The organism is Oryzobacter telluris, assembly GCF_043099285.1.
GTDB classification, from domain to species: domain Bacteria; phylum Actinomycetota; class Actinomycetes; order Actinomycetales; family Dermatophilaceae; genus Oryzobacter; species Oryzobacter telluris.
In genome coordinates this window covers 3,303,119-3,328,591 of record NZ_CP170723.1, presented here as the reverse complement: position 1 = coordinate 3,328,591, position 25,473 = coordinate 3,303,119, and the positions used below count along the sequence as shown (strand labels likewise).

Here is a 25,473-nt window from a genome sequence, read left to right as displayed (position 1 = left end):
GACCGAAGGTCCCGCCACCTGGTGGGGCACCAGCGCAGGCCACGACGTTCAGAAGCGCCCACCGCGAAGCATCGCTCCGCGTGCAGCGCACCTGACGAGCCCCGTGCCCTGTGCCGGGGCTCTTTCCCTGTGCCAGGCCCTTCACCGTCGGTCACACACGACGGAAGGAGGCGCCCATGTCTCGTGCCGACAAGGCCGCGGCGATCGCCGAGCTCAGCGAGAAGTTCAAGAGCTCGAACGCCGCCGTTCTCACGGAGTACCGCGGGCTCACGGTGAAGCAGATCACCGACCTGCGCAACTCCCTGCGGGGCAACGCGACCTACGCCGTGGTCAAGAACACGCTGACCGAGCTCGCCGCCAAGGACGCCGGGGTGACCGCGTTCGACGGTCAGCTCGTCGGACCGTCCGCCATCGCCTTCGTCGAGGGCGACCCGGTGGAGGCTGCCAAGGGTCTGCGTGACTTCGCCAAGGCGCACCCCCTCCTCGTGATCAAGGGCGGTGTGCTGGACGGCAAGTCGCTCAGCGCCGCCGAGATCACGAAGCTCGCGGACCTCGAGTCCCGCGAGGTTCTCCTCGCCAAGCTGGCAGGCGCCATGAACGCCTCGCTCAGCAAGGCCGTCTACCTCTTCGCCGCTCCGCTGTCGAAGGCCGCTCGCACGGTCGACGCACTGCGCGCGAAGGTCGAGTCGGAGGGGCCGGTCTCCGGCACCGACGCCCCGGCCGCTGAGGAGACCCCCGCCGAGGCCCCCGCGGCCGAGGCCACCGACGTCGCCGAGGGTGGCGACGCGAGCTGACCTCACGGTCCGCTCACCACGAAAACGCCACTCACGGCACCACGCATAGAGAAAGGACGGTCAGACATGGCCAAGCTCAGCACCGACGAGCTCCTTGACGCCTTCAAGGAGATGACCCTCATCGAGCTCTCCGAGTTCGTGAAGGAGTTCGAGGACACCTTCGGCGTCACCGCCGCCGCTCCCGTCGCGGTTGCCGCCGCGGGCGCCCCGGCCGCTGGTGGCGGCGACGCCGCCGCCGCCGAGGAGCAGGACGAGTTCGACGTCGTCCTCGAGGCTGCCGGCGACAAGAAGATCGCCGTCATCAAGGAGGTCCGTGCGCTGACCTCCCTCGGTCTCAAGGAGGCCAAGGACCTCGTCGACGGCGCCCCCAAGCCCGTCCTCGAGAAGGTCGACAAGGCCGCGGCCGAGAAGGCCAAGGAGCAGCTCGAGGGCGCCGGCGCGACCGTCACCCTCAAGTGATCCGGTCCCCTCACGGGGACTAGGGCACACCGCGAACGGGCGGGTCAGGACCACCAGGTCCGGGCCCGCCCGTTCCGCGTCCCCTCCGGATCGGGCGGTCGTCCCGACCGCGGATCGGGAGCAAACCCCAGCGCCACGGGGCCGGTGTCGAGCATGCTGGGCCCGGGGTGACGAGGGCCACGAAATCGGCGGGCAGCAATCCCCCGCTGCTCCACGCGGCACGGTTCAATAGGTCGGCGCCCTTGGCCTACCGCCCGGTAACTTCCGGGTTAGGCCCGGGGCGGAGACAACGGTTCGGAAAGGGTCGACATGGGCGTCGAGATCGCGGTGAGCGGCCTGTCCAAGAAGTTCGGACGGCAGGTCATCTGGGACGACGTGACCCTCACGCTCCCCGCGGGCGAGATCTCCGTGCTGCTCGGCCCCTCGGGTACCGGCAAGTCCGTGTTCCTCAAGAGCCTCGTCGGCCTCATCCGCCCCGAGCAGGGGTCCATCGTCGTCGACGGCCGCGACATCACCCAGCTGCGCGGCGACGCGCTCTACGAGGTGCGCAAGCTGTTCGGTGTCCTGTTCCAGGACGGCGCCCTCTTCGGGTCGATGAGCCTGTTCGACAACGTCGCCTTCCCGCTGCGCGAGCACACCCGCAAGAGCGAGTCCGACATCGCCTCGATCGTCCACGAGAAGATGGACCTCGTCGGCCTCACCGGCGCCGAGGACAAGCTGCCCGGCGAGATCTCCGGCGGCATGAGGAAGCGGGCCGGCCTCGCGCGCGCCCTCGTCCTCGACCCCGAGATCCTCCTCATCGACGAGCCCGACTCCGGCTTGGACCCGGTGCGCACCAGCTACATCAACCAGCTCTTCGTCGACCTCAACGCCCAGATCGACGCGACCTTCCTCATCGTCACCCACGACATCAACACCGCCCGCACGGTCCCCGACAACATCGGCCTCCTCTACCACCGGCACCTGGCGATGTTCGGCCCGCGCGAGATGCTCCTGTCCTCGGAGGAGCCGGTCGTGCGCCAGTTCCTCAACGCCCAGACCATCGGTCCGATCGGCATGTCCGAGGAGAAGGACGCCGACGAGCTCGCCGCCGAGTCCGGCCAGGAGCTCCCCCCGCTGCCGTCGATCCCGCTGCAGCTGGGCACGAGCGACGGGCGTCCGCGTCGTGCCGAGCGCCCCGCGGGCGACTGGTGCAAGAGCAACGGCATCGTCCCGCCCCCCGGCAGCTTCCGCTCCACCACCGCCGGCATCCCCGGCGAGCCCGCGGCGGCCACCACATGAGCGTCGTCGCCAACGGCCTGCGCCAGGCCGGCTCGTTCTTCCAGCTCTGCCTCGACGTCGCCAAGGCGGTGCCGAAGCGTCCCTTCCAGCTCAAGGAGATGATCCAGCAGGCCTGGTTCGTCGCCTCCGTGACGATCCTGCCCACGGCCCTGGTCTCCATCCCGTTCGGCGCCGTCATCGCGCTCCAGCTCGGCACCCTCACCCGCCAGCTCGGCGCCCAGTCGTTCACCGGCGCGGCCTCGGTCCTCGCGGTGGTCCGTGAGGCGTCGCCGCTCGTCACCGCGCTGCTCGTGGCCGGTGCAGGTGGTTCGGCCATCTGTGCCGACCTCGGCTCGCGCAAGATCCGCGAGGAGATCGACGCGATGGAGGTGCTCGGCATCAGCCCGATCCAGCGCCTCGTCGTGCCCCGCGTCATCGCGACGATGCTCGTCGCCGCCCTCCTCAACGGCCTCGTCTCGGTCGTCGGCATCGTCGGCGGCTACATCTTCAACGTCCTCGTCCAGGGCGGGACGCCGGGCGCCTACCTCGCGTCGTTCACCGCGCTGGCCCAGCTGGCCGACCTGTGGACCTCCGAGATCAAGGCGCTGATCTTCGGCGCCATCGCGGCCCTGGTCGCCTCGTACAAGGGCCTCACCGCCGGTGGCGGCCCGAAGGGCGTCGGCGACGCGGTGAACCAGAGCGTCGTCATCACCTTCATGCTGCTCTTCGTCGTGAACTTCGTCGTGAGCGCGGTCTACTTCCAAGTCATCCCGCAGAAGATCTGAGCCGGGACATGGGACGACTCCACGACACCGCCACGAGGCCGCTGAAGACCCTCGACTCGCTCAGCGACCAGATGTACTTCTACGTCCGGTCCATCGGGTGGGTCCCGCGCACCCTGCGGCGCTACCGCCGCGAGGTGGTCCGGCTCCTCGCCGAGGTCTCGCTCGGCAGCGGTGCGCTCACCGTCATCGGCGGCACCGTCGGCGTGCTGACCTTCCTCGCGTTCTTCACCGGCTCGCAGGTCGGCCTGCAGGGGTACAGCGCCCTCGACCAGCTCGGCACCGGCGCCTTCGCCGGCTTCGTCTCGGCCTACCTCAACACCCGCGAGATCGCGCCGCTCGTCGCGGGCCTGGCGCTGGCCGCCACCGTCGGCTGCGGGTTCACCGCCCAGCTCGGCGCGATGCGGATCAGCGAGGAGGTCGACGCCCTCGAGGTCATGGGCATCCCGAGCCTGCCGTTCCTCGTCACCACCCGGATGATCGCGGGCTTCGTCGCCGTCATCCCCCTCTACGTGCTCGGCCTGCTCAGCAGCTACGCGGCGACCCGCTTCATCGTCACCGACTACTTCGGGCAGTCCAAGGGCACCTACGACCACTACTTCCACCTGTTCCTGCCACCGGAGGACATCATCTGGTCCTTCGTCAAGGTGCTGATCTTCGCGATCGTCATCATCGGCATCCACTGCTACTACGGCTACACCGCCAGCAGTGGCCCGGCGGGGGTCGGCGTGGCCGTCGGCCGCGCGGTGCGCACGTCGATCGTCGCGATCAACGTGCTCGACTTCTTCATCTCGCTCGCGATCTGGGGCGCGACGACGACCGTGAGGATCGCCGGATGACCGCGGGCAACGGCGTCCTCGCGCGCCTGGGCAAGCGCGCCTACGGGATCGCGTTCCTCCTCGTCGTGGTCCTCGGCATCACGTTCTCGATCGCCTCGTTCAACAAGGTGTTCCAGAGCGTGGTCAACGTCGAGCTGCGCACCGACCGCATCGGCAGCCAGATGCAGGAGTCCTCCGACGTCAAGATCCGCGGGGTCATCGTCGGTGAGGTCCGCTCCATCTCGGCGAACGCCGACGGCGCCGTCCTCGGCCTGGCCCTCGACCCCGAGAAGGCCGGCCTCGTGCCGGCCGGGGTGAGCGCGCGGCTGCTGCCCAAGACCCTGTTCGGCGAGCGGTTCGTCGACCTCGTGCCCCCCACCGGTGACCGCGGCCGCCCGATCCGCGAGGGCGACGTCATCCCGCAGGACCGCACCGAGGTCGCCATCGAGCTCGAGCGCGTCTTCGAGAACCTGCTGCCCCTGCTGCGCACCGTCAAGCCCGAGAAGCTGGCCGCCACGCTCAACGCGCTCGCCACGGCGCTCGACGGACGCGGCACGAGGATCGGGCAGAACATCGTCCTCGTCGACAGCTACTTCACCGAGATCAACAAGGAGATGCCGCTCATCCAGGCGGACATCAGCGGACTGGCCGACCTCGCGAGCACCTACGCCGTCGCCGCCCCCGACCTGCTGCGCGCGGCGAACGCGCTGCGCACGACGAACGCGACCATCGTGGAGAAGAAGGACCAGCTCTCCGGGTTCTTCGCCGGCACCGCGGGCTTCGCCAACACCACGGCCGACTTCCTCGAGCGCAACGACGACCGCATCATCCAGGTGGGTCGCGTGCAGCGGCCGACCCTGCAGGTGCTCGCCAAGCACGCGCCGATCTACCCCTGCCTGACGCGGGGGATGGTCAACTGGCTGCCGCGCATCCGCGACGTGTTCTCGGGGGGTCAGTTCCACATCACGATGGAGCTGCCGGAGCAGCGCAGCGGGTACCGCCCCGGCCAGGAGCCGGCGTGGCGTGACGACCGCGGCCCGAACTGCCGTGGCCTGCCGAGTCCCGGTGGGAGCCAGGCGAACCCGCGCGGCGGAACCACGCTCAACGACGGCTCCGGTGGCGCCGCCAGCACGAACCGGACCAGCGGCTCGGCCCGCTCCGCGCTGCCCTCGGCGCTGCTGGCGCCCGAGGCCCTCGCGGTGACCGGGGTCGACTCCGGGCTCGCCGGGACGGTCGAGGAGCAGCAGGTCGTCGCCATCGCGCTCGCGCCCTACGGCGTCACCGAGCCCTCGGCGCTCACCACCCTGCTCGCGGGTCCGCTGCTGCGCGGGGGAGTGGTCGACCAGTGAAGACCCTGCCCAGCCTGATCAAGCTCATCGCGTTCGTCGTCGTCACGGTGCTCGCCACCGGCGTCCTCGCCGCGACCATCGCCAACCTCCTGCCCGGCGACAAGGCCACCTACAAGGCGGTCTTCACCGACGTCACCGGTCTCAGCCGCGGCCAGGACGTCCGGATCGCCGGCGTGCGCGTCGGCACCGTCACCGACATCAAGGTCGCCAGGGACCGGGTCAACGCCGAGGTCGAGATCGAGGTGCTGCGCACGACCTCCCTCACCCAGGGCACCGTTGCGACGATCAAGTACCGCAACCTCGTCGGCGAGCGCTACGTCGCCCTCACCCAGGAGCCGGGCAGCCCGGCGACCCTGGCCGAGGGCCAGACGATCCCCAAGGAGCGCACCCGCCCCGCGCTCGACCTCACCGTCCTGTTCAACGGGTTCAAGCCGCTCTTCGCGGCGCTGTCGCCCAAGGACGTCAACGAGCTCTCGGCGCAGATCATCTCGGTCCTGCAGGGCGAGGGCGGCGACATCAACACCCTGCTCGGCCAGACCGCGAGCCTCACCAAGACCCTCGCCGACCGCGACGCCGTCATCGGTCGCACCATCGACAACCTCACGACCGTCCTCACCACGGTCGAGTCGCACGACGCCGCGTTCGGCGAGCTGCTCAAGCAGCTCCAGCGGTTCGTGTCCGGGCTCGCCCAGGACCGCGAGGCCATCGGTGGCTCGCTCGACGACATCAACCGGGTCACCGGCGACACCGCCTCGCTGCTCCAGGCCGGGCGCCCCGACATCAAGTCCGACATCGCCAACCTGCGCAGCCTCGCCGGCACGCTCAACGAGCCGCAGAACACCCGCCTGTTCGAGCAGTTCGCGCAGCGGGCTCCCGGAAAGATCGACACCATCACGCGCACCGCCACCTACGGCTCCTGGTTCAACTTCTACCTGTGCCGGTTCGACGCGAAGAACATCGTGCTGCCCACCGGACCGACGCCCGCCGACCTCGGCTACAACGTCAACGCCGCGAGGTGCAACGGATGAGCGGCCCCCTGAAGGACAAGGACCCCCTGCGCCTCGGCGTCGTGGGCATCCTCGTCGTCGTCCTGCTCCTCGTCCTGGCGTTCAACGCGTCCAGCCTGCCCCTCATCGGCGGCGGCGACCGGTACAGCGCCGCCTTCAGCGAGGCCGGCGGCATCCGCGACGGCGACGACGTGCGGGTGGCCGGGGTCAAGATCGGCGACGTCACCGGGGTCGAGCTCGACGGCTCGCACGTGCGGGTCGACTTCCGGGTGACCGACGACCGGATCGGCTTCGGCCCGCAGACCGCGGCGTCGATCCGGATCAAGACGCTGCTCGGCGAGAAGTACGTCTCGCTCGAGCCGCGCGGCACCGGCCAGCTCAAGGAGGGCAGCGAGATCCCGCTGACCCGCACCGTGTCGTCGTACGACGTCGTCACCGCCTTCGCCGACCTCACGACGACCACCGAGCGGATCGACACCCAGCAGCTGGCCCAGTCGCTCGACGTGCTCGCCACCGAGTTCAAGGACACCCCGGAGAACGTCCGGGCCGCCCTCGACGGCCTCGGCCGCCTCTCGGCCACCATCGCCTCGCGCGACGAGAAGCTGCGCGAGCTGCTGCGGGCGGCGAACTCGGTCACCGGCACCGTCGCCGAGCAGAACGCGGTCGTCGACAAGCTCATCGACGACGCCGACCTCCTCCTCGTCGAGCTGGAGAAGCGCCGCGAGGCGATCCACACCCTGTTCACGAACACCTCCGCGCTGGCCAAGGAGGTCACCGGACTGGTCCGGGACAACCGCGCCCAGCTCAAGCCCGCGCTCCAGGAGCTGCAGAAGGTGCTCGCCACCCTCCAGAAGCACGAGGCCGACCTCCAGCGCACGATCGAGGCGATGGTGCCGTTCACCCGCCTGTTCGCGAACACGCTGGGCACCGGGCCGTGGTTCGACACCTACATCCAGAACCTCACCGCTCCGACCGGGTCGGTGGGCTGATGGCGCGCTTCTCCCTCCCTCGCATCCCGCTCCCCGCGCGGGGCTCGCTGCCGACGGTCCGCCCGCGGGTGGCGCTCGTCGCGGCGGCCGTCGTCGTCGCGCTCGTCGCCGCCGGCTACCTGCTGTGGCCGCGCCAGGAGCCGGTGCGCGTCTCGGCCGACTTCGTGCGCGCCGTCGGCCTGTTCCCCGGCTCCGACGTGCGGATCCTCGGCGTCAAGGTGGGGGAGGTGCTCTCGGTGGAGCCGCGCGGCGACCGCGTCCGGGTCGACTTCGAGTTCACCCCCGAGCACCCCGTGCCGGCCGACGCCACCGCGGCCGTCGTCGCGCCCTCCCTCGTCAGCGACCGCTACGTCCAGCTCCTCCCGGCGTACACCCAGGGCCCGCGGATGGCGAGCGGCGCGCACATCCCGATGGAGCGCACCGCCGTGCCCGTCGAGCTCGACCGCGTGAGCCAGAGCCTGGACGACCTGATGATCGCGCTCGGCCCCACCGGCGCCAACGAGGAGGGGGCGCTGTCCCGCCTGCTCGAGACGAGCGCCGCGAACCTCGACGGCAACGGCCAGGCCCTGCACGACACCACGCGCGACCTGTCCCGCGCCGTCCAGACCTTCGCGGAGGGCCGCGGCGACCTGTTCTCCACGGTGAAGAACCTCAACACCTTCAGCGAGACCGTGGCCGCCAACGACGCCCAGGTCCGCCGCCTCAACGGCAACCTCGCGAGCGTCACCACCGCCCTGGACTCCGAGCGCGACGACCTGTCGGCCGCCCTGGCCAACCTCGCCGTCGCCCTCGACGAGGTCACCACCTTCGTCAAGGACAACCGCGCGCTGCTCAAGGACGACGTGGCCCGGCTGACCGACGTCACCGGCTCGGTCGTGGAGAAGCGCAACGCCCTGGCGCAGACCCTCGACGCCGCGCCGGTCGCCCTCTCCAACCTGCAGCTCGCCTACAACGCCCGCAGCGGCACCCTCGACACCCGCGCCAACGTCGAGGGCCTGGACGACCCCGGCCTGCTGCTCTGCTCGCTCATCACGGGGCCCACCGGCACGGGCAACAGCAAGCTCTGCGAGACCTCCGGCCTGAACGACCTCAAGCTCCCCAAGCTCCCGCCGCTCGGCGGCAGCACCAAGCTGCCGCTCACCCTCAACGGCGCCGACCCGACCCTCGGAGGGCTGCTCGGATGACGACCGCCCGCCACCGCGCCCTGACCGCCGTCCTGGCCGTCACCGCCCTGCTCGCCTCCGGCTGTTCCGCCGCCAGCCTCCCGCTGCCCGGCGGGGCCCAGGTCGGGGGGAGGCAGATCGTCGTCAAGGCCGACTTCGCCGACGTCCTCGACCTCGTGCCCCGCTCGTCGGTCAAGGTCGACGAGGTCACCGTCGGCGAGGTCACCGACATCGAGCTCAACGGCTGGACCGCCCGCGTCACCATGCGGATCCCGGCCTCGGCGAAGCTCCCCGACGACGCCCGCGCCGAGCTGAAGCAGACCTCCCTCCTGGGCGAGAAGTACGTCGCCCTCGTGCGCCCCGAGACCGGCGGCACCGGGACCCTCTCCGACGGCGACCTCATCCCCATCGCCCGCACCGGCCGCAACCCCGAGGTCGAGGAGGTCCTCGCGGCGATGTCGATGCTGCTCAACGGCGGCGGCGTCGGCCAGCTGCAGATCATCGAGCGCGAGCTGAACAACGCGCTGCGCGGCAACCACGAGGAGGTCGACAGCCTCATCGCCAACCTCACGACCTTCGTGGGCGGCCTCGACGAGCAGAAGGCCGACATCGTGCGCGCCATCGACGGCATCGACCGCCTCAGCGCCCGCCTGGCCGAGCGCAAGGACGACCTCGCCGCCGTGCTCGAGGAGACCCCGAAGGGGCTGAAGGTCCTCGCCGACCAGCGCGAGCAGCTGACCGCGATGCTCACGGCCCTGGGCCGGCTGGGCAAGGTCGGCTCCACGGTGATCCGGGCCTCGCGCGAGGACACCCTGGCCAACCTCGCCTCGCTCAAGCCCATCCTGGGCCAGCTCAGCTCGGCCGGCGACGCCCTGCCGCAGTCGCTCGAGCTGCTCCTCACCTACCCCTTCCCCGACGCCGCGACCGGCGCCATCAAGGGCGACTACACCAACCTGCACGTGACCGGTGACTTCGACCTGAGCAAGATCAAGGTCCTCCCGCAGCCCACGACGGCGCCGACGCTGCCCGTGCCGACCCTGCCGGTGCCCACGCTGCCGATCCCCTCGCTCCCCATCCCCACGCTGCCGGTGCCCCTGCCCACGGTCACCGTGCCCGGGGTGCCGCTGCCGACGCCGACCCGCAGCGGCGGCATCCTCTGCCCGCCGTTCTGCGCGCAGGCACAGGACGACCGCTCGTGGGAGACGCTCTACACCGGGGGTGCCTCGTGATCCTCCGGCTCACCAAGATCCAGCTCGCGATCTTCGCGATCGTGACGATCGTCGGCGTCTCCATCCTGTCGGCGAGCTACATCGGCCTCACCGAGCGGGTCCTCGGCGGCGGGCCCGTCGTCGTCGCCGACCTCGCGGCCTCCGGCGGCATCTTCGTCGGTTCCGAGGTCAGCTACCGGGGCGTGCGCGTCGGCCGGGTCTCCGACCTCACGCTGACGCAGGACGGCGTGCGCGTCCACGCGCAGCTCGACCGCGGCACCGAGGTCCCCAAGGACACCCGCGCCGTCGTGGAGAACCGCTCCGCGGTGGGCGAGCAGTACCTCGACCTCCAGCCCCGCTCCTCGGGCGGGCCCGTGCTCGCCGACGGCGACGTCATCCCCCGCGACAGCACGCAGACCCCGCTCCCGGTGGAGAAGCTCCTCCTCGACGTCGACCGCACGGTGCGCTCGGTGCCCAAGGACGCCCTCGTCACCACCGTCGACGAGTTCGGCACCGCCTTCAGCGGCAGCGGCCCCGACATCGCCCGCCTCATCGACAACGGCGACCTGCTCACCCGGGCGGCCATCGAGGCCCTGCCCGACACCGTGGCCCTGCTGCGCTCGGGCAAGACGGTCCTCGACACCCAGCGCGACACGTCCTCGCAGATCGTCACCTTCGCGGGGAACTTCGCCCGGATCTCCGAGACCCTCCAGGCCTCCGACCCCGACCTGCGCGTCATCCTCGACCGCGGCGCCGTGGCGTCCAAGGAGCTCGAGGCCGTGGTGCGCGAGAACGACCAGGCCCTCGGCACCCTCATCGCGAACTTCGTGACGATCGGGCAGGTCACCAGCGCCCGGGTCGACGGCATCGACCAGATCCTCATCACCTACCCGGAGGTCGTCGCGGGCGGCTACACCGTCATCCCCGGTGACGGCACCGCGCACTTCGGCGTCCAGCTCACCAACGACCCGCCGGTGTGCACCCGCGGGTACGAGGGCACCCAGAAGACCGACCCCAACCGCACCTCGAACCTGCCCCCGCTCAACCGCAACGCGCGCTGCGCCCTGCCCCGCGGCTCGGCCTCGACCGTCCGCGGCGCCCAGAACGCCCCGGGCGCCCGCAGCGTCGGCCGCACCAGCTGGTCGATGGCCTACGGGTCCGACCCCGTGCCGCTCGGCACGACCGCGTACGGTGCTCCCGCCGACTACTCGGTGCCCCTGGCGCCGGACGGCGGCGACAGCTGGTCCTGGATCATGGAGGAAGCCACCCGATGACCGACGCCACGAGAGGACGCGTGCGTGCCCTCTGGGCCCTCGTCGTCCTCGTCCTCGTCGTGACCGTGGTGCTCGCGGGCACCCGCGGCCGCGCCTGGTTCGAGGCGCGCCAGGTCGAGTCGGCCCAGCGCGACGCGCTCGCCGCCGGCAAGCAGATCGCCGTGAACTTCGCGACGCTGGACTACCGCACCGTCGACGCCGACACGGCCCGGGTCAAGGCCGGGGCCACGGGGGAGTTCCTCGCCAGCTACACCAAGAGCCTCGGCGACCTGCGCACCCTCGTCGTCGACAACAAGTCGACCTCGTCGGTCGAGCGGGCCGAGGCCGCCCTCGTCTCCGGCGACCACGACTCGGCCCAGGTCATCGTCGGCGTCATCGCCCCGACGACGAACAGCAACGTGCCGAACGGCGAGAAGAAGACCTACCGGATGAAGCTGGCCCTGCGCGAGGTCGGCGGGACGTGGAAGGTGGAGCGCCTTGAGTTCGTCGGATGACCGTCGCCGACCCCGCGTCGCCGGCCACCGCCGTCGCCCGCGACAGGTCGAGCGGGAGACCACCACCGCGCCGGGCGCCGATGCCCCGGCCGACGACCTGACGCCCGCCACGGCCCCTGCGCCGACCGAGGCCCCGCCGGCCACGGCGCAGACCGAGCCCACCGCGGTCACCACCGACGGTCCCGGGACCGACACCGACGACGACGAACAGGCCGTCGAGCGCCGCGGCGTGCCACGCCCGCTCCTCGCACCGCTGGTCGCCCTCGTCGCCTCGCTCGCCCTCCTCGCGGGGGTCGCCGCCGTGTCGCTGCAGGACCCCGGTGCCGCCGACCGCGACGCCCGCGCCGCCACGGCGGCCGCCCGCGCCGACCTCGAGCAGCTGCTCTCCTACGACCACCAGACGTTGGAGAAGCAGGCCGCGAGCAACGCCGCCCTGCTCACCGGGTCGTTCAGGGACGAGTACGCGAACACCATGCGCACGACCATCCTCCCGGTGGCCACGAAGGAGAAGGCGGTGGTGCGGGCGCGCACCTACGAGGCCGGGGTCATGGCCCAGACCGCCGACACCGTCACGGTCCAGGTCTTCCTCAACCAGGCCAAGACGAGCGAGGGGCAGGAGCAGCCCTCGGTGGACCAGAACCGGGTCATCGCGACGATGCAGCGGGTGGGCGAACGCTGGCTCATCGCCCGCCTCGTCGCGTACTGACCCCGCACGCACGAGCAGGCCGAACCGCGCCGAACCGGCCGATCGCCTTGACGGCGGCGGGGGGACGCGCCATCCTGTTCGCGTCACCCGCTCCGGCGGGGGACCGTCACCCGGGCCCCAGGGCTTGACCGGGTTGGACGGTCGTGCCTTTCTCGGCTATGCTTGCTCTTTGCGCTGCCCCCTACCTGCCCTCGCTCGTCGATGAGCCGTCGCGCCGTCATGCCCCCGGTTGTCCCGGGAGGCCGCACGGTCGGCGTTCGTCGCGAGAGCGTCCGGTCGGGTGTGGCCACACCTGAAGTTGAGATCCAGGCCCGTGGAAGGAACGCTCCTTGGCTGCCTCGCGCACCACGTCCAAGAACATGAACACCGCAAAGACGGTGACCGGTCGTCTGTCCTTCGGGAAGATCCGGGAGCCGATGGAGGTGCCGGATCTCCTGGCCCTCCAGACCGAGAGCTTCGACTGGCTCCTCGGGAACGAGCGTTGGCAGGCCCGCGTCGCCGCGGCCAAGGCCGAGGGTCGGGACGATGTCCCCGACCGCTCCGGCCTCGAGGAGATCTTCGAGGAGATCTCGCCGATCGAGGACTTCAGCGGCTCCATGTCGCTGAGCTTCCGCGACCACCGCTTCGAGGACGTCAAGTACTCGATTGAGGACTGCAAGGAGCGCGACCAGACCTACTCCGCGCCCCTGTTCGTCACCGCCGAGTTCATGAACAACACCACCGGTGAGATCAAGAGCCAGACGGTCTTCATGGGCGACTTCCCGCTCATGACCGAGCGCGGCACCTTCATCATCAACGGCACCGAGCGCGTCGTCGTCTCGCAGCTCGTCCGCAGCCCGGGCGTGTACTTCGAGCGCACGCCCGACAAGACGTCCGACAAGGACATCTACACCACCAAGGTCATCCCCAGCCGTGGTGCGTGGCTCGAGTTCGAGATCGACAAGCGCGACATGGTCGGCGTCCGCGTCGACCGCAAGCGCAAGCAGTCGGTCACGGTGCTCCTCAAGGCCCTCGGCCTCAGCGAGGCCGACATCCTCGAGCAGTTCGGCCAGTACGAGTCGATGCGCCTCACCCTGGAGAAGGACCACACCCAGGGCCAGGACGACGCGCTGCTCGACATCTACCGCAAGCTGCGTCCGGGCGAGCCGCCGACCAAGGAGGCCGCGCAGACCCTGCTCGACAACCTCTACTTCAACGGCAAGCGCTACGACCTGGCCAAGGTCGGTCGCTACAAGATCAACAAGAAGCTCGGCATCGAGAGCGAGCTGTCGAACTCGACGCTCGGCATCGAGGACATCGTCGCGACGATCAAGTACATCGTCGCCCTCCACGCCGGTGAGGAGACCCTGCCGGGTCGCCGCCGCGGCGAGGACGTCGCCATCCGCGTCGAGACCGACGACATCGACCACTTCGGCAACCGTCGCCTGCGCAACGTCGGCGAGCTCATCCAGAACCAGGTCCGCACGGGCCTGTCGCGGATGGAGCGCGTCGTGCGCGAGCGGATGACGACCCAGGACGTCGAGGCCATCACGCCGCAGACCCTGATCAACATCCGCCCGGTCGTGGCGTCGATCAAGGAGTTCTTCGGCACCAGCCAGCTCTCGCAGTTCATGGACCAGAACAACCCGCTCGCGGGCCTGACGCACAAGCGGCGTCTGTCGGCCCTCGGCCCGGGTGGTCTCTCCCGTGACCGCGCCGGCATGGAGGTCCGCGACGTCCACCCGTCGCACTACGGCCGCATGTGCCCGATCGAGACCCCTGAGGGTCCGAACATCGGCCTCATCGGTTCGCTCGCCTCCTACGGCCGGATCAACGCGTTCGGCTTCATCGAGACGCCGTACCGCAAGGTCACCAAGGGCCGCCTCACCGACGACGTGCACTACCTGTCCGCCGACGAGGAGGACGAGCACGTCATCGCGCAGGCGAACGCCACGCTGAACGACGAGGGCACCGCCTTCGCCCACGAGCGCGTCCTCGTGCGCGTCAAGGGTGGCGAGGTCGAGTACGTCCTGGCCGAGGACGTCGACTACATCGACGTCTCCGCGCGCCAGATGGTGTCCGCGGCGACCGCGCTCATCCCGTTCCTCGAGCACGACGACGCCAACCGCGCCCTCATGGGCTCGAACATGCAGCGCCAGGCGGTCCCGCTGGTGCGCTCCGAGGCGCCGCTCGTCGGCACCGGCATGGAGTACCGCGCGGCCGTCGACTCCGGTGACGTCGTCATCGCGGAGAAGGCCGGCGTCGTCTCCGAGGTCTCCGCCGACCTCGTCACCGTCGCCGGTGACGACGGCACGAGCCGCACCTACCGGATCAACAAGTTCAACCGGTCCAACCAGGGCAACAGCTACAACCAGCGCGTCATCGTCTCCGAGGGTGACCGCGTCGAGGTGGGTGGCCTCATCGCCGACGGTCCCGCGACCGACGGTGGCGAGATGGCGCTCGGGCGCAACCTGCTCGTGGCGTTCATGCCCTGGGAGGGCCACAACTACGAGGACGCGATCATCCTCAGCCAGCGCCTGGTGCAGGACGACGTCCTCTCCTCGATCCACATCGAGGAGCACGAGGTCGACGCCCGCGACACCAAGCTCGGCCCCGAGGAGATCACCCGGGACATCCCGAACGTCTCCGACGAGGTCCTGGCCGACCTCGACGAGCGCGGCATCATCCGCATCGGTGCCGAGGTCCGCGACGGCGACCTCCTCGTCGGCAAGGTCACGCCCAAGGGCGAGACCGAGCTGACCCCCGAGGAGCGCCTGCTCCGCGCGATCTTCGGTGAGAAGGCGCGCGAGGTCCGTGACACCTCCCTCAAGGTGCCCCACGGCGAGACCGGCACCGTCATCGGCGTCAAGGTCTTCGACAAGGACGACGGCGACGAGCTGCCCCCGGGCGTCAACTCGCTGGTCCGCGTCTACGTCGCGAACAAGCGCAAGATCACCGACGGCGACAAGCTCGCCGGCCGTCACGGCAACAAGGGCGTCATCTCCAAGATCCTCCCGGTCGAGGACATGCCTTTCCTCGAGGACGGCACGCCGGTCGACGTCGTGCTCAACCCGCTCGGTGTCCCCGGTCGTATGAACGTCGGACAGATCCTCGAGCTGCACCTCGGCTGGGCCGCCAGCCGCGGCTGGGAGATCGCCGGTGACCCGGAGTGGGCCAAGCTCATCCCGGACGACGCCCGCACGGCCCCGGCCGGCTCGCGCGTCGCCTCCCCGGTGTTCGACGGCGTCAAGGAGGACGAGATCATCGGCCTGCTGGACTCCACGACGAAGACGCGCGACGACGTGCGCCTCATCGACGGCACCGGCAAGGCCCGCCTCTTCGACGGCCGCTCCGGCGAGCCGTTCCCCGAGGCGGTCTCGGTGGGCTACATGTACATCCTCAAGCTCCACCACCTCGTCGACGACAAGATCCACGCACGCAGCACGGGTCCGTACTCGATGATCACCCAGCAGCCGCTCGGCGGTAAGGCCCAGTTCGGTGGCCAGCGCTTCGGTGAGATGGAGGTCTGGGCGCTCGAGGCGTACGGCGCGGCCTACGCGCTCCAGGAGCTGCTCACCATCAAGTCCGACGACGTCAACGGCCGCGTGAAGGTCTACGAGGCCATCGTCAAGGGCGACAACATCCCCGAGCCCGGCATCCCCGAGTCCTTCAAGGTGCTCATCAAGGAGATGCAGAGCCTCTGCCTCAACGTGGAGGTGCTGTCCAGCGACGGCACGACCATCGAGATGCGCGAGGCCGAGGAGGACGTCTTCCGCGCAGCGGAGGAGCTCGGCATCGACCTGTCGCGGCGCGAGCCCAGCAGCGTCGAAGAGGTCTGACAGGTGTGGGGCCGGGACGCCGACGGCGTCCCGGCCCGCCACCCGGCACGACACCCACCTGACAGACCAGTACTGCGTTAGACAACGAGAGAAGGAACCACGTGCTCGACGTCAACTTCTTCGACGAGCTCCGGATCGGCCTCGCCACCGCGGATGGCATCCGCGGATGGAGCCACGGCGAGGTCAAGAAGCCCGAGACGATCAACTACCGCACCCTCAAGCCCGAGAAGGACGGCCTCTTCTGCGAGAAGATCTTCGGCCCCACTCGTGACTGGGAGTGCGCCTGCGGCAAGTACAAGCGGGTCCGCTTCAAGGGCATCATCTGCGAGCGCTGCGGCGTCGAGGTCACCCGTGCGGCCGTGCGTCGTGAGCGGATGGGCCACATCGAGCTCGCCGCCCCCGTCACCCACATCTGGTACTTCAAGGGCGTCCCGTCGCGCCTGGGCTACCTGCTCGACCTCGCCCCGAAGGACCTCGAGAAGGTCATCTACTTCGCGGCCTACATGATCACCAGCGTCGACGTCGACCAGCGTCACGCCGACCTGCCGTCCCTCGAGGCGCAGATCCAGGTCGAGAAGAAGGAGATCGAGAACCGTCGCGACGCCGACGTCGACACCCGGGCCAAGAAGCTCGAGGACGACCTCGCCGCGCTCGAGGCCGAGGGCGCCAAGTCCGACGCCAAGCGCAAGGTCCGTGACTCCGCGGAGCGCGAGATGAACGCGATCCGCCGTCGTGCCGACCAGGGTGTCGAGCGCCTCGAGCAGGTCTGGGACCGCTTCAAGAACCTCAAGGTCCAGGACCTCGAGGGCGACGAGGTCCTCTACCGCGAGATGCGCGACCGCTTCGGTCTGTACTTCGAGGGCGGGATGGGCGCCGCGGCGATCCAGAAGCGCCTCGAGACCTTCGACCTCGACGCCGAGTCCGAGCTGCTGCGCGAGATCATCGCCACCGGCAAGGGCCAGCGCAAGACCCGGGCGCTCAAGCGCCTCAAGGTCGTCAGCGCCTTCCAGACGACGACGAACCAGCCGGCCGGCATGGTCCTCGACGCGATCCCGGTCATCCCCCCGGACCTGCGCCCGATGGTGCAGCTCGACGGTGGCCGCTTCGCGACCTCGGACCTCAACGACCTGTACCGCCGCGTCATCAACCGCAACAACCGCCTCAAGCGACTGCTCGACCTCGGCGCGCCCGAGATCATCGTCAACAACGAGAAGCGGATGCTGCAGGAGGCCGTCGACAGCCTCTTCGACAACGGCCGTCGTGGTCGCCCGGTCACGGGCCCCGGCAACCGTCCGCTCAAGTCGCTGTCCGACATGCTCAAGGGCAAGCAGGGCCGGTTCCGCCAGAACCTGCTCGGCAAGCGCGTCGACTACTCCGGCCGTTCGGTCATCGTCGTCGGCCCGCAGCTCAAGCTGCACCAGTGCGGCCTGCCCAAGCAGATGGCGCTCGAGCTCTTCAAGCCCTTCGTGATGAAGCGCCTCGTCGACCTCGACCACGCGCAGAACATCAAGTCGGCCAAGCGCATGGTCGAGCGCCAGCGCCCCCAGGTGTGGGACGTCCTCGAAGAGGTCATCACCGAGCACCCGGTGCTGCTCAACCGTGCGCCCACGCTGCACCGCCTCGGCATCCAGGCCTTCGAGCCGCAGCTCGTCGAGGGCAAGGCCATCCAGATCCACCCGCTCGTCTGCACCGCGTTCAACGCGGACTTCGACGGTGACCAGATGGCCGTGCACGTGCCGCTGTCGGCGGAGGCGCAGGCCGAGGCCCGCATCCTCATGCTGTCGTCGAACAACATCCTCAAGCCGGCCGACGGCCGTCCCGTGACGATGCCGACGCAGGACATGATCATCGGGCTGTACCACCTCACCTCCGAGGTCGAGGACGGCATCGGTTCCGGTCGTCTGTTCTCCACGGTGTCCGAGGCCCGCATGGCCTTCGACGCCGGCGAGATCCTGCTCGGCTCCAAGGTGAAGATCCGCCTCAAGCACGTCGTCCCGACCCCGCTCAGCGACCTCCCCGAGGGCACCGAGCAGGACGCCGAGGGCTTCGTCGAGTCGCTCCTCGTCGAGACCACGCTGGGTCGCGCGCTCTTCAACGAGACGCTCCCGCTGGACTACCCGTTCGTCAACGACCAGGTCGACAAGAAGCGCCTGTCCACGATCGTCAACGACCTCGCCGAGCGGTACAGCAAGGTGCAGGTCGCGGCGAGCCTGGACGCGCTCAAGGAGTACGGCTTCCACTGGGCGACCCGCTCGGGCACCACGGTCGCCATCTCCGACGTCGTCACCCCGCCGCGCAAGCTCGAGATCCTCGAGGGCTACGAGGCCAAGGCGACCAAGGTCCAGACGCAGTACGAGCGCGGTCTCATCACCGACGACGAGCGTCGCCAGGAGCTCATCGAGATCTGGACCCAGGCCACCAACGAGGTCGCCAAGGAGATGGAGGCGAACATCCCGCGGACCAACACCATCTACCGCATGGTGTCCTCGGGTGCTCGTGGTAACTGGATGCAGCTGCGGCAGATCGCCGGTATGCGTGGTCTGGTGTCGAACCCGAAGGGTGACATCATCCCGCGACCGATCCGTGCGAACTTCCGCGAGGGCCTGTCGGTGCTCGAGTTCTTCATCTCGACGCACGGTTCGCGAAAGGGCCTGGCGGACACCGCTCTTCGTACCGCCGACTCGGGCTACCTGACGCGTCGCCTCGTCGACGTGTCGCAGGACGTCATCATCCGTGAGGACGACTGCGGCACCGAGCGCGGCCTGCCGATGCCGATCGCGGCGACCGACGAGCGCACGGGCAACCGCACCGTGCACGACGACGTCGAGACCTCGGTCTACGCCCGCAGCCTGGCCGAGAACGTCGTCAAGGACGGCGAGACGCTCGCGGAGGCCGGCATCGACCTCGGTGACGTCGTCATCGGTGCGCTGTTCGCCGCCGGTGTCGACTCGGTCAAGGTCCGTTCGGTCCTCACCTGCGACTCCAAGGTGGGCACCTGCGCCAAGTGCTACGGCCGCTCGCTGGCCACCGGCAAGCTCGTCGACATCGGTGAGGCCGTCGGCATCATCGCGGCGCAGTCGATCGGTGAGCCCGGCACCCAGCTGACGATGCGCACCTTCCACACCGGTGGTGTGGCGGGTGACGACATCACGCAGGGTCTGCCGCGTGTCGTCGAGCTCTTCGAGGCGCGCACGCCCAAGGGTGTCTCGCCGATCGCGGAGGCCTCGGGCCGCATCACGATCGAGGAGACCGACAAGGCGCGTCGCATCCTGCTCACGCCGGACGACGGCTCCGACGAGCACGCCTACCCGGTGACCAAGCGGGCCCGCCTGCTCGTCACCGACGGCCAGCACGTCGAGGTCGGCACCCAGCTGACCCAGGGTTCGATCGACCCGAAGCAGGTCCTGCGCATCCTCGGACCGCGCAAGACCCAGGAGCACCTGGTGGACGAGGTCCAGCACGTGTACCGCCAGCAGGGTGTGTCGATCCACGACAAGCACATCGAGGTCATCGTGCGGCAGATGCTGCGCCGGATCACGATCATCGAGTCGGGCGACGCCGACCTCCTGCCGGGCATGCTCGCCGAGCGTGGCCGCTTCGAGGACGAGAACCGTCGCGTGGTGTCCGAGGGCCTCAAGCCGGCCTCCGGCCGTCCCGAGCTCATGGGCATCACCAAGGCGTCGCTCGCGACCGAGTCGTGGCTGTCGGCGGCCTCCTTCCAGGAGACCACCCGCGTCCTCACCGAGGCTGCGATGGAGGGCAAGTCCGACTCCCTCCTGGGCCTGAAGGAGAACGTCATCCTCGGCAAGCTCATCCCGGCGGGTACGGGTCTGCCCCGCTACCGCAACGTCGCGGTGGAGCCGACCGAGGAGGCCAAGGCCGCGATGTACTCGATGCCGAGCTACGACGACTACACCTACGCCGCCTTCGGGCCCGGCTCGGGTGAGGCCGTCCGCCTCGACGACAGCGAGCTCGGTCTCGACCGGCTCTGACGTCACGGCACGCACCGCGAGGGCGGGCGCACCGGTGGGAGACCACCGGGCGCCCGCCCTCCGGCGTTGTCGGGGTCGTGCGGGTCAGGCCAGGCGGCCGGCGAGGAAGCGGCTCAGGGCCACGCGCTGGTCGAAGGAGGCCCGGTGTGCTGGGTCGGCGTCCGCGAGGAGCTCCAGGCGCAGGCCGTCGAAGCCGGAGCGGACCATCGCCGAGGTCGTGAACGCCTCGTGGACGACGTCGGCCGCTCCCGTCAGTCCCTCGTCGGCCAGGCCCGCGACGTAGGCCGGCTCGACCATCGACACCACCTCGGGCAGGGCGGCCGCGGGCAGGAGGTCGGCGTGCACCAGCCCCACGACGAGCTGGCCGAGGTCGAACCCCAGGGCGTGGGGGCTGCGGAACGAGATGTCGATGACGACGAACCCCTCGCGGTCGCCCGCCGGCACGAGGAGGTTCTGCGGGCTCGCGTCGCCGTGCGGCATCGCCTGCGGCAGCTCGTCGAGCCGGTCGAGCCAGGTGGGGATGCGCGGGGCCAGCTCGGTGAGCCGGGCGCGCAGGTCGGCGTGGTCGGCGAGCCACGGGTGTGCCCAGAGCCCGTCGTCGGCAAGGGGACCCAGCCCACGGGCCGCCACCGCCCGCTCCCCGTACTTGCGCAGGGCGTAGCCGGGGGGCAGCGGGCAGGCGGCCAGGACGTCGGGGTGGGAGGAGCGGGCGTTCCACCGGCCGAGCAGGCGGGCGGCCCGGGCGAAGCGCTCGAGGCCCCACGGCTCGGGGTCCTCGACGACGTCCTCCATCCACAGCACCGCGCGGTCGTCCGGCAGCTCGACGAGGCGGTGGAGGTGGGGCGGGCGCAGGCCGTCGGGGAGGGTCGCCGTGACGTCGGGGGTCCACAGGTCGAGCTCGATGCGCCACGGGAAGAAGGCGAGGAAGTCCTCGCGGTCGGCGGGCGGCAGCATCGCGAGCACCGGCCAGTGCCGCACGTGCTGGAGCACCTTGGCGAACAGCGACCAGGGCTCACCTCGGGTGCCCAGGCCGCGCACCCGCAGGAGCGCGGCGGTGGCGGGGGAGCCGAAGGGGTAGGCGACGACCTCCACCACGGTGGCGTCCGGGTCGGGGGTGACCCCCAGGGCATCCTCGACGACACCCGCCAGGACCATCGCCCCCTCGGGCTCGCCCACGCCGAGCAGGTCGTGGACCTCCCACGTCGCCGCCATCGGACTCCCCCTCGTCAGGTTCCCTCACCACCTGCCGAGATCGTAATGACCACGCACGCGCTGGGGGAGTTCGCCGACGACCTCGAGGGCGCGGGGATGCTCGAGGCGGTCCGCGACCCCGCAACCGGCTGCGCGACCTCCTCGTCCGGGCACACCACGCCGGCCTGCGAGGATGAGGGCGTGGACCCCGCCCTCGTCATCCGTCGTGAGCTCCCCGGTGACGAGGAGCCGACCCGCGACCTGCACGACCTCGCCTTCGGGGTGCCCGACGGCGCCGAGCGCTCGCTCGAGACCCGCATCCTGGACCGGCTGCGGGCCGAGGGCGACGTCCTGGACTCCCTGACCTTCGTCGCCGAGCTGCACGGTGAGGTCGTGGGCCACGTCGTGTGCAGCCGCGCGAGCATGGGGGAGGGGCGCTCGGTCGGCCTGGGCCCGATCGCGGTGCGCCCCGACCGCCAGGGCGAGGGCATCGGGTCGGCGCTCGTCGCCGCCGTGCTCGTCACCGCCGACCAGCGCCACGAGCCCTCGGTCGTCCTGCTCGGCGACCCGGGCTGGTACGCCCACTTCGGCTTCGAGACCGCCGCCGGCCACGGCATCGGCTCGCCCGGCCCGTGGGCCGACAGGTACTTCCAGGTCAAGCGCCTGCAGGCCTGGCGGCCCGAGCTCGCGGGCCCGTTCCGCTACGCCCCGGCCTTCGACCTCGAGGGTGTCTGACCCCGGACGGCGGGGAAGCGATTTGGAGCCCCCACCACGGGCCGGTATTCTTGAGAACCGTGTCTGGCTAGGTCCAGGCCCTGGAGCCGAGATCCCCGCCGCGAGGTGGTGAGCACGGCCTCGCCCACCTCTTGCCGGGCACCCCGTACCGATCCCTCACCAGGGGTCAGCCATGGGGAGTGCAGGGAAGAGCACCCGGTGCGACACACCCGACCACGGGGGTCGCGTACCGGCCATCCAAGGAGTGACGGCAGTGATGCCGTCGCGTCGACCAGACAGCAAAGGAACCAGGTTGCCTACCATCAACCAGCTGGTGCGCAAGGGCCGGCAGGACAAGGCCACGAAGGCCAAGACCCCTGCCCTCAAGGGCTCTCCGCAGCGCCGCGGCGTGTGCACCCGCGTGTACACGACCACCCCCAAGAAGCCGAACTCCGCCCTGCGCAAGGTCGCCCGCGTGCGCCTCACCAGCGGCATCGAGGTCACCGCGTACATCCCCGGCGTCGGCCACAACCTGCAGGAGCACTCGATGGTGCTCGTGCGTGGCGGTCGCGTGAAGGACCTGCCCGGTGTCCGCTACAAGATCATCCGTGGCGCCCTCGACACCCAGGGCGTCAAGAACCGTCAGCAGGCCCGCAGCCGCTACGGCGCGAAGAAGGGTAAGGCCTGATGCCTCGCAAGGGACCCGCACCGAAGCGGCCGCTCGTCGTCGACCCCGTCTACGCCAGCCCCCTCGTGACCTCGCTCGTCAACAAGGTGCTGCTCGACGGCAAGAAGTCCATCGCCGAGACGATCGTCTACGGCGCCCTCGAGGGCTGCCGCGAGAAGACCGGTACCGACCCGGTCCAGACGCTCAAGCGCGCGCTCGACAACATCCGCCCGACCCTGGAGGTCAAGTCCCGCCGCGTCGGCGGTGCGACCTACCAGGTCCCGATCGAGGTCAAGCCGACCCGCGCCACGACGCTGTCGCTGCGCTGGCTCGTCGGCTACTCGCGTCAGCGTCGTGAGAAGACCATGACCGAGCGCCTCATGAACGAGATCCTCGACGCCTCCAACGGCCTCGGCGCCGCTGTCAAGCGCCGCGAGGACACCCACAAGATGGCCGAGTCGAACAAGGCCTTCGCGCACTACCGCTGGTGACGGAGCCGGGGAGCCGGCCGCCACCACGGCGGCCGGCCCCCGGACCCACCGGTGACCGCACACCGCGCACCGAACCACACCCCGCACGCGACGAGACGAGAGCACTGAACGTGGCACAGGACGTCCTGACGGACCTCACCAAGGTCCGCAACATCGGCATCATGGCGCACATCGACGCCGGCAAGACCACGGCGACCGAGCGCATCCTCTTCTACACCGGCGTCAACCGGAAGATGGGCGAGACGCACGACGGCGCCTCCACCACCGACTGGATGGAGCAGGAGAAGGAGCGCGGCATCACGATCACGTCTGCCGCCGTGACCTCCTTCTGGGAGGGGTCGCAGATCAACATCATCGACACCCCCGGTCACGTCGACTTCACGGTCGAGGTCGAGCGCTCGCTGCGCGTCCTCGACGGCGCCGTCGCCGTCTTCGACGGCAAGGAGGGCGTCGAGCCCCAGTCCGAGACCGTCTGGCGCCAGGCCGACAAGTACAACGTCCCCCGCATCTGCTTCGTCAACAAGATGGACAAGCTCGGCGCGGACTTCTACTTCACCGTCGACACCATCAAGGACCGCCTCGGCGCGGAGCCCCTCGTGCTCCAGCTGCCGATCGGTGCCGAGAACGACTTCATCGGGGTCGTCGACCTCATCTTCCGCCGTGCCCTCGTGTGGCCCGGCGACGCCAAGGGTGACGTCACCATGGGCGCGAAGTACGAGATCCAGGAGATCCCGGCCGACATGCTGGAGAAGGTGGAGGAGTACCGCCACCACCTCATCGAGCGCGTCGCCGAGTCCGACGACGCCCTCATGGAGAAGTACCTCGAGGGCAACGAGCTGACGCCGGAGGAGCTCAAGGCCGGCATCCGCAAGCTCACCATCTCCTCCGAGGTCTACCCCGTCCTGTGCGGCAGCGCGTTCAAGAACCGTGGCGTGCAGCCGATGCTCGACGCCGTCGTCGACTACCTCCCCTCGCCCCTCGACGTGCCGCCGATGATCGGCCACGCCCCGGGCAACGAGGAGGAGTCGGTCACCCGTGCGCCGAGCAAGGACGAGCCGTTCTCCGCGCTCGCCTTCAAGGTCGCCTCGCACCCGTTCTTCGGCACCCTGACCTTCATCCGCGTCTACTCCGGCCGGATCTCCGCGGGCACCCAGGTGCTCAACTCGACCAAGGTCAAGAAGGAGCGCATCGGGAAGCTCTTCCAGATGCACGCCAACAAGGAGAACCCGGTGGAGGAGGCCCTCGCGGGCCACATCTACGCCGCGATCGGCCTGAAGACGACGACCACGGGTGACACCCTGTGCGACCTCGACAAGCCCGTCGTGCTCGAGTCGATGACCTTCCCCGAGCCCGTCATCCAGGTGGCCATCGAGCCGAAGACCAAGGGTGACCAGGAGAAGCTCGGCACCGCGATCCAGAAGCTCGCCGAGGAGGACCCGACCTTCCAGGTGCACCTCGACGAGGACACCGGCCAGACGATCATCGCCGGCATGGGCGAGCTCCACCTCGACATCCTCGTCGACCGCATGCGTCGCGAGTTCAAGGTCGAGGCGAACGTCGGCAAGCCGCAGGTCGCGTACCGCGAGACCATCAAGCGTGGCCTCGACCGCTACGACTACACCCACAAGAAGCAGACGGGTGGGTCGGGGCAGTTCGCGAAGATCCAGATCGCGCTCGAGCCGCTCGACACGGCCGAGGGCGAGATGTACGCCTTCGAGAACAAGGTCACCGGTGGTCGCGTCCCGCGCGAGTACATCCCCTCGGTCGACGCGGGCATCCAGGACGCCATGCAGTACGGCGTCCTCGCGGGCTACCCGCTGGTCGGCATCAAGGCCACCCTGCTCGACGGTGGCTACCACGACGTCGACTCCTCGGAGATGGCGTTCAAGATCGCCGGCTCCATGGCCCTCAAGGAGGCCGTCCGCAAGTGCGAGCCGGTCCTCCTCGAGCCGATGATGGCCGTCGAGGTGCGCACGCCCGAGGACTACATGGGCGAGGTCATCGGCGACATCAACTCCCGCCGTGGTCACATCCAGGCGATGGAGGACATCAGCGGTGCCAAGGTCGTCCGCGGCCTGGTCCCGCTGTCGGAGATGTTCGGGTACGTCGGCGACCTGCGGTCCAAGACCCAGGGTCGTGCGAACTACTCGATGGAGTTCGACTCCTACGCCGAGGTCCCCAAGTCGGTGGCCGAGGAGATCATCAAGAAGACCCGGGGCGAGTGACCGCTAGACTGGTCGCTGGTCTCAACGCAGAAGCATCCATCCAACCCCCGAAGACGACGCCACGTCCTGCCC

The 25,473-nt window shown here is 69.9% G+C and carries 20 protein-coding genes; 19 read left to right on the top strand and 1 reads right to left on the bottom strand.

The genetic code is table 11. The features are described from left to right. Positions 1–176: 176 nt before the first annotated feature. The 15 genes from rplJ to ACFLFB_RS15420 all read left to right on the top strand — a co-directional run bounded on the left by rplJ (position 177) and on the right by ACFLFB_RS15420 (position 20,113). Positions 177–794 (top strand): 50S ribosomal protein L10, encoded by a 618-nt coding sequence (rplJ, locus tag ACFLFB_RS15490; RefSeq protein ID WP_392543068.1) that lies wholly within the window; start codon positions 177–179, stop codon positions 792–794. 66 nt (positions 795–860) lie between these two features. Then, a complete protein-coding gene (rplL, locus tag ACFLFB_RS15485) occupies positions 861–1,253 on the top strand; it encodes a 50S ribosomal protein L7/L12 (RefSeq protein ID WP_392543067.1) in 393 nt (130 codons plus the stop codon). A 309-nt stretch (positions 1,254–1,562) separates the two neighbouring features. Beyond that, the gene (locus ACFLFB_RS15480; protein ID WP_392543066.1) at positions 1,563–2,534 is read left to right on the top strand and encodes an ABC transporter ATP-binding protein; all 972 of its coding nucleotides are present in this window, start codon (positions 1,563–1,565) and stop codon (positions 2,532–2,534) included. Beyond that, positions 2,531–3,298 (top strand): MlaE family ABC transporter permease, encoded by a 768-nt coding sequence (locus tag ACFLFB_RS15475; protein ID WP_392543065.1) that lies wholly within the window; start codon positions 2,531–2,533, stop codon positions 3,296–3,298. The genes ACFLFB_RS15480 and ACFLFB_RS15475 overlap by 4 nt, the downstream gene beginning before the upstream one ends. Before the next feature lie 8 nt (positions 3,299–3,306). Continuing rightward, positions 3,307–4,134: an MlaE family ABC transporter permease gene (locus ACFLFB_RS15470; RefSeq protein ID WP_392543064.1), complete on the top strand. Its 828-nt coding sequence runs from the start codon at positions 3,307–3,309 to the stop codon at positions 4,132–4,134. Beyond that, positions 4,131–5,462 carry an MCE family protein gene (locus ACFLFB_RS15465; RefSeq protein ID WP_392543063.1) on the top strand — a complete coding sequence of 444 codons (1,332 nt, stop codon included), beginning with the start codon at positions 4,131–4,133 and terminating at the stop codon, positions 5,460–5,462. Before ACFLFB_RS15470 ends, ACFLFB_RS15465 begins: the two co-directional genes overlap by 4 nt. Further along, on the top strand, positions 5,459–6,490 hold the full coding sequence (locus tag ACFLFB_RS15460) for an MlaD family protein (RefSeq protein WP_392543062.1): 1,032 nt from the start codon (positions 5,459–5,461) through the stop codon (positions 6,488–6,490). The genes ACFLFB_RS15465 and ACFLFB_RS15460 overlap by 4 nt, the downstream gene beginning before the upstream one ends. Then, positions 6,487–7,458 carry an MCE family protein gene (locus tag ACFLFB_RS15455; protein WP_392543061.1) on the top strand — a complete coding sequence of 324 codons (972 nt, stop codon included), beginning with the start codon at positions 6,487–6,489 and terminating at the stop codon, positions 7,456–7,458. The genes ACFLFB_RS15460 and ACFLFB_RS15455 overlap by 4 nt, the downstream gene beginning before the upstream one ends. After that, on the top strand, positions 7,458–8,642 hold the full coding sequence (locus tag ACFLFB_RS15450; RefSeq protein ID WP_392543060.1) for an MCE family protein: 1,185 nt from the start codon (positions 7,458–7,460) through the stop codon (positions 8,640–8,642). The genes ACFLFB_RS15455 and ACFLFB_RS15450 overlap by 1 nt, the downstream gene beginning before the upstream one ends. Next, complete coding sequence (locus ACFLFB_RS15445; protein WP_392543059.1) at positions 8,639–9,850, top strand: MCE family protein; 1,212 nt, start codon at positions 8,639–8,641, stop codon at positions 9,848–9,850. The genes ACFLFB_RS15450 and ACFLFB_RS15445 overlap by 4 nt, the downstream gene beginning before the upstream one ends. Then, positions 9,847–11,103 (top strand): MCE family protein, encoded by a 1,257-nt coding sequence (locus ACFLFB_RS15440; protein WP_392543058.1) that lies wholly within the window; start codon positions 9,847–9,849, stop codon positions 11,101–11,103. Before ACFLFB_RS15445 ends, ACFLFB_RS15440 begins: the two co-directional genes overlap by 4 nt. Next, complete coding sequence (locus ACFLFB_RS15435; RefSeq protein ID WP_392543057.1) at positions 11,100–11,597, top strand: hypothetical protein; 498 nt, start codon at positions 11,100–11,102, stop codon at positions 11,595–11,597. Before ACFLFB_RS15440 ends, ACFLFB_RS15435 begins: the two co-directional genes overlap by 4 nt. Further along, positions 11,581–12,303, top strand: a complete 723-nt coding sequence (locus tag ACFLFB_RS15430) for a hypothetical protein (protein WP_392543056.1) — start codon at positions 11,581–11,583, stop codon at positions 12,301–12,303. Before ACFLFB_RS15435 ends, ACFLFB_RS15430 begins: the two co-directional genes overlap by 17 nt. Positions 12,304–12,632: 329 nt before the next feature. Further along, the gene (gene rpoB / locus ACFLFB_RS15425; protein ID WP_392543055.1) at positions 12,633–16,121 is read left to right on the top strand and encodes a DNA-directed RNA polymerase subunit beta; all 3,489 of its coding nucleotides are present in this window, start codon (positions 12,633–12,635) and stop codon (positions 16,119–16,121) included. A 101-nt stretch (positions 16,122–16,222) separates the two neighbouring features. Beyond that, complete coding sequence (locus ACFLFB_RS15420) at positions 16,223–20,113, top strand: DNA-directed RNA polymerase subunit beta' (RefSeq protein ID WP_392543054.1); 3,891 nt, start codon at positions 16,223–16,225, stop codon at positions 20,111–20,113. Positions 20,114–20,197: 84 nt separating this feature from the next. Here the strand turns inward: ACFLFB_RS15420 and ACFLFB_RS15415 are convergent, their stop codons facing one another. Then, positions 20,198–21,325 carry a hypothetical protein gene (locus tag ACFLFB_RS15415; protein ID WP_392543053.1) on the bottom strand — a complete coding sequence of 376 codons (1,128 nt, stop codon included), beginning with the start codon at positions 21,323–21,325 and terminating at the stop codon, positions 20,198–20,200. 45 nt (positions 21,326–21,370) lie between these two features. On the opposite strand from ACFLFB_RS15415, the gene ACFLFB_RS15410 reads away from it, so the two are divergent. The 4 genes from ACFLFB_RS15410 to fusA all read left to right on the top strand — a co-directional run bounded on the left by ACFLFB_RS15410 (position 21,371) and on the right by fusA (position 25,401). Next, complete coding sequence (locus ACFLFB_RS15410) at positions 21,371–22,039, top strand: GNAT family N-acetyltransferase (protein ID WP_392543052.1); 669 nt, start codon at positions 21,371–21,373, stop codon at positions 22,037–22,039. A 292-nt stretch (positions 22,040–22,331) separates the two neighbouring features. Then, positions 22,332–22,706, top strand: a complete 375-nt coding sequence (gene rpsL, locus ACFLFB_RS15405; protein WP_392543051.1) for a 30S ribosomal protein S12 — start codon at positions 22,332–22,334, stop codon at positions 22,704–22,706. Beyond that, positions 22,706–23,176 carry a 30S ribosomal protein S7 gene (gene rpsG / locus ACFLFB_RS15400; protein ID WP_377640625.1) on the top strand — a complete coding sequence of 157 codons (471 nt, stop codon included), beginning with the start codon at positions 22,706–22,708 and terminating at the stop codon, positions 23,174–23,176. Before rpsL ends, rpsG begins: the two co-directional genes overlap by 1 nt. 110 nt (positions 23,177–23,286) lie before the next feature. After that, a complete protein-coding gene (gene fusA / locus ACFLFB_RS15395; protein ID WP_392543050.1) occupies positions 23,287–25,401 on the top strand; it encodes an elongation factor G in 2,115 nt (704 codons plus the stop codon). Positions 25,402–25,473: the final 72 nt, after the last annotated feature.

Coding starts and splice junctions, on each gene's coding strand:
- rplJ (WP_392543068.1), top strand. CDS start 177: ATGTCTCGTGCCGACAAGGCCGCGGCGATCGCCGAGCTCAGCGAGAAG.
- rplL (WP_392543067.1), top strand. CDS start 861: ATGGCCAAGCTCAGCACCGACGAGCTCCTTGACGCCTTCAAGGAGATG.
- ACFLFB_RS15480 (WP_392543066.1), top strand. CDS start 1,563: ATGGGCGTCGAGATCGCGGTGAGCGGCCTGTCCAAGAAGTTCGGACGG.
- ACFLFB_RS15475 (WP_392543065.1), top strand. CDS start 2,531: ATGAGCGTCGTCGCCAACGGCCTGCGCCAGGCCGGCTCGTTCTTCCAG.
- ACFLFB_RS15470 (WP_392543064.1), top strand. CDS start 3,307: ATGGGACGACTCCACGACACCGCCACGAGGCCGCTGAAGACCCTCGAC.
- ACFLFB_RS15465 (WP_392543063.1), top strand. CDS start 4,131: ATGACCGCGGGCAACGGCGTCCTCGCGCGCCTGGGCAAGCGCGCCTAC.
- ACFLFB_RS15455 (WP_392543061.1), top strand. CDS start 6,487: ATGAGCGGCCCCCTGAAGGACAAGGACCCCCTGCGCCTCGGCGTCGTG.
- ACFLFB_RS15450 (WP_392543060.1), top strand. CDS start 7,458: ATGGCGCGCTTCTCCCTCCCTCGCATCCCGCTCCCCGCGCGGGGCTCG.
- ACFLFB_RS15445 (WP_392543059.1), top strand. CDS start 8,639: ATGACGACCGCCCGCCACCGCGCCCTGACCGCCGTCCTGGCCGTCACC.
- ACFLFB_RS15435 (WP_392543057.1), top strand. CDS start 11,100: ATGACCGACGCCACGAGAGGACGCGTGCGTGCCCTCTGGGCCCTCGTC.
- ACFLFB_RS15415 (WP_392543053.1), bottom strand. CDS start 21,325: ATGGCGGCGACGTGGGAGGTCCACGACCTGCTCGGCGTGGGCGAGCCC.
- ACFLFB_RS15410 (WP_392543052.1), top strand. CDS start 21,371: ATGACCACGCACGCGCTGGGGGAGTTCGCCGACGACCTCGAGGGCGCG.
- rpsG (WP_377640625.1), top strand. CDS start 22,706: ATGCCTCGCAAGGGACCCGCACCGAAGCGGCCGCTCGTCGTCGACCCC.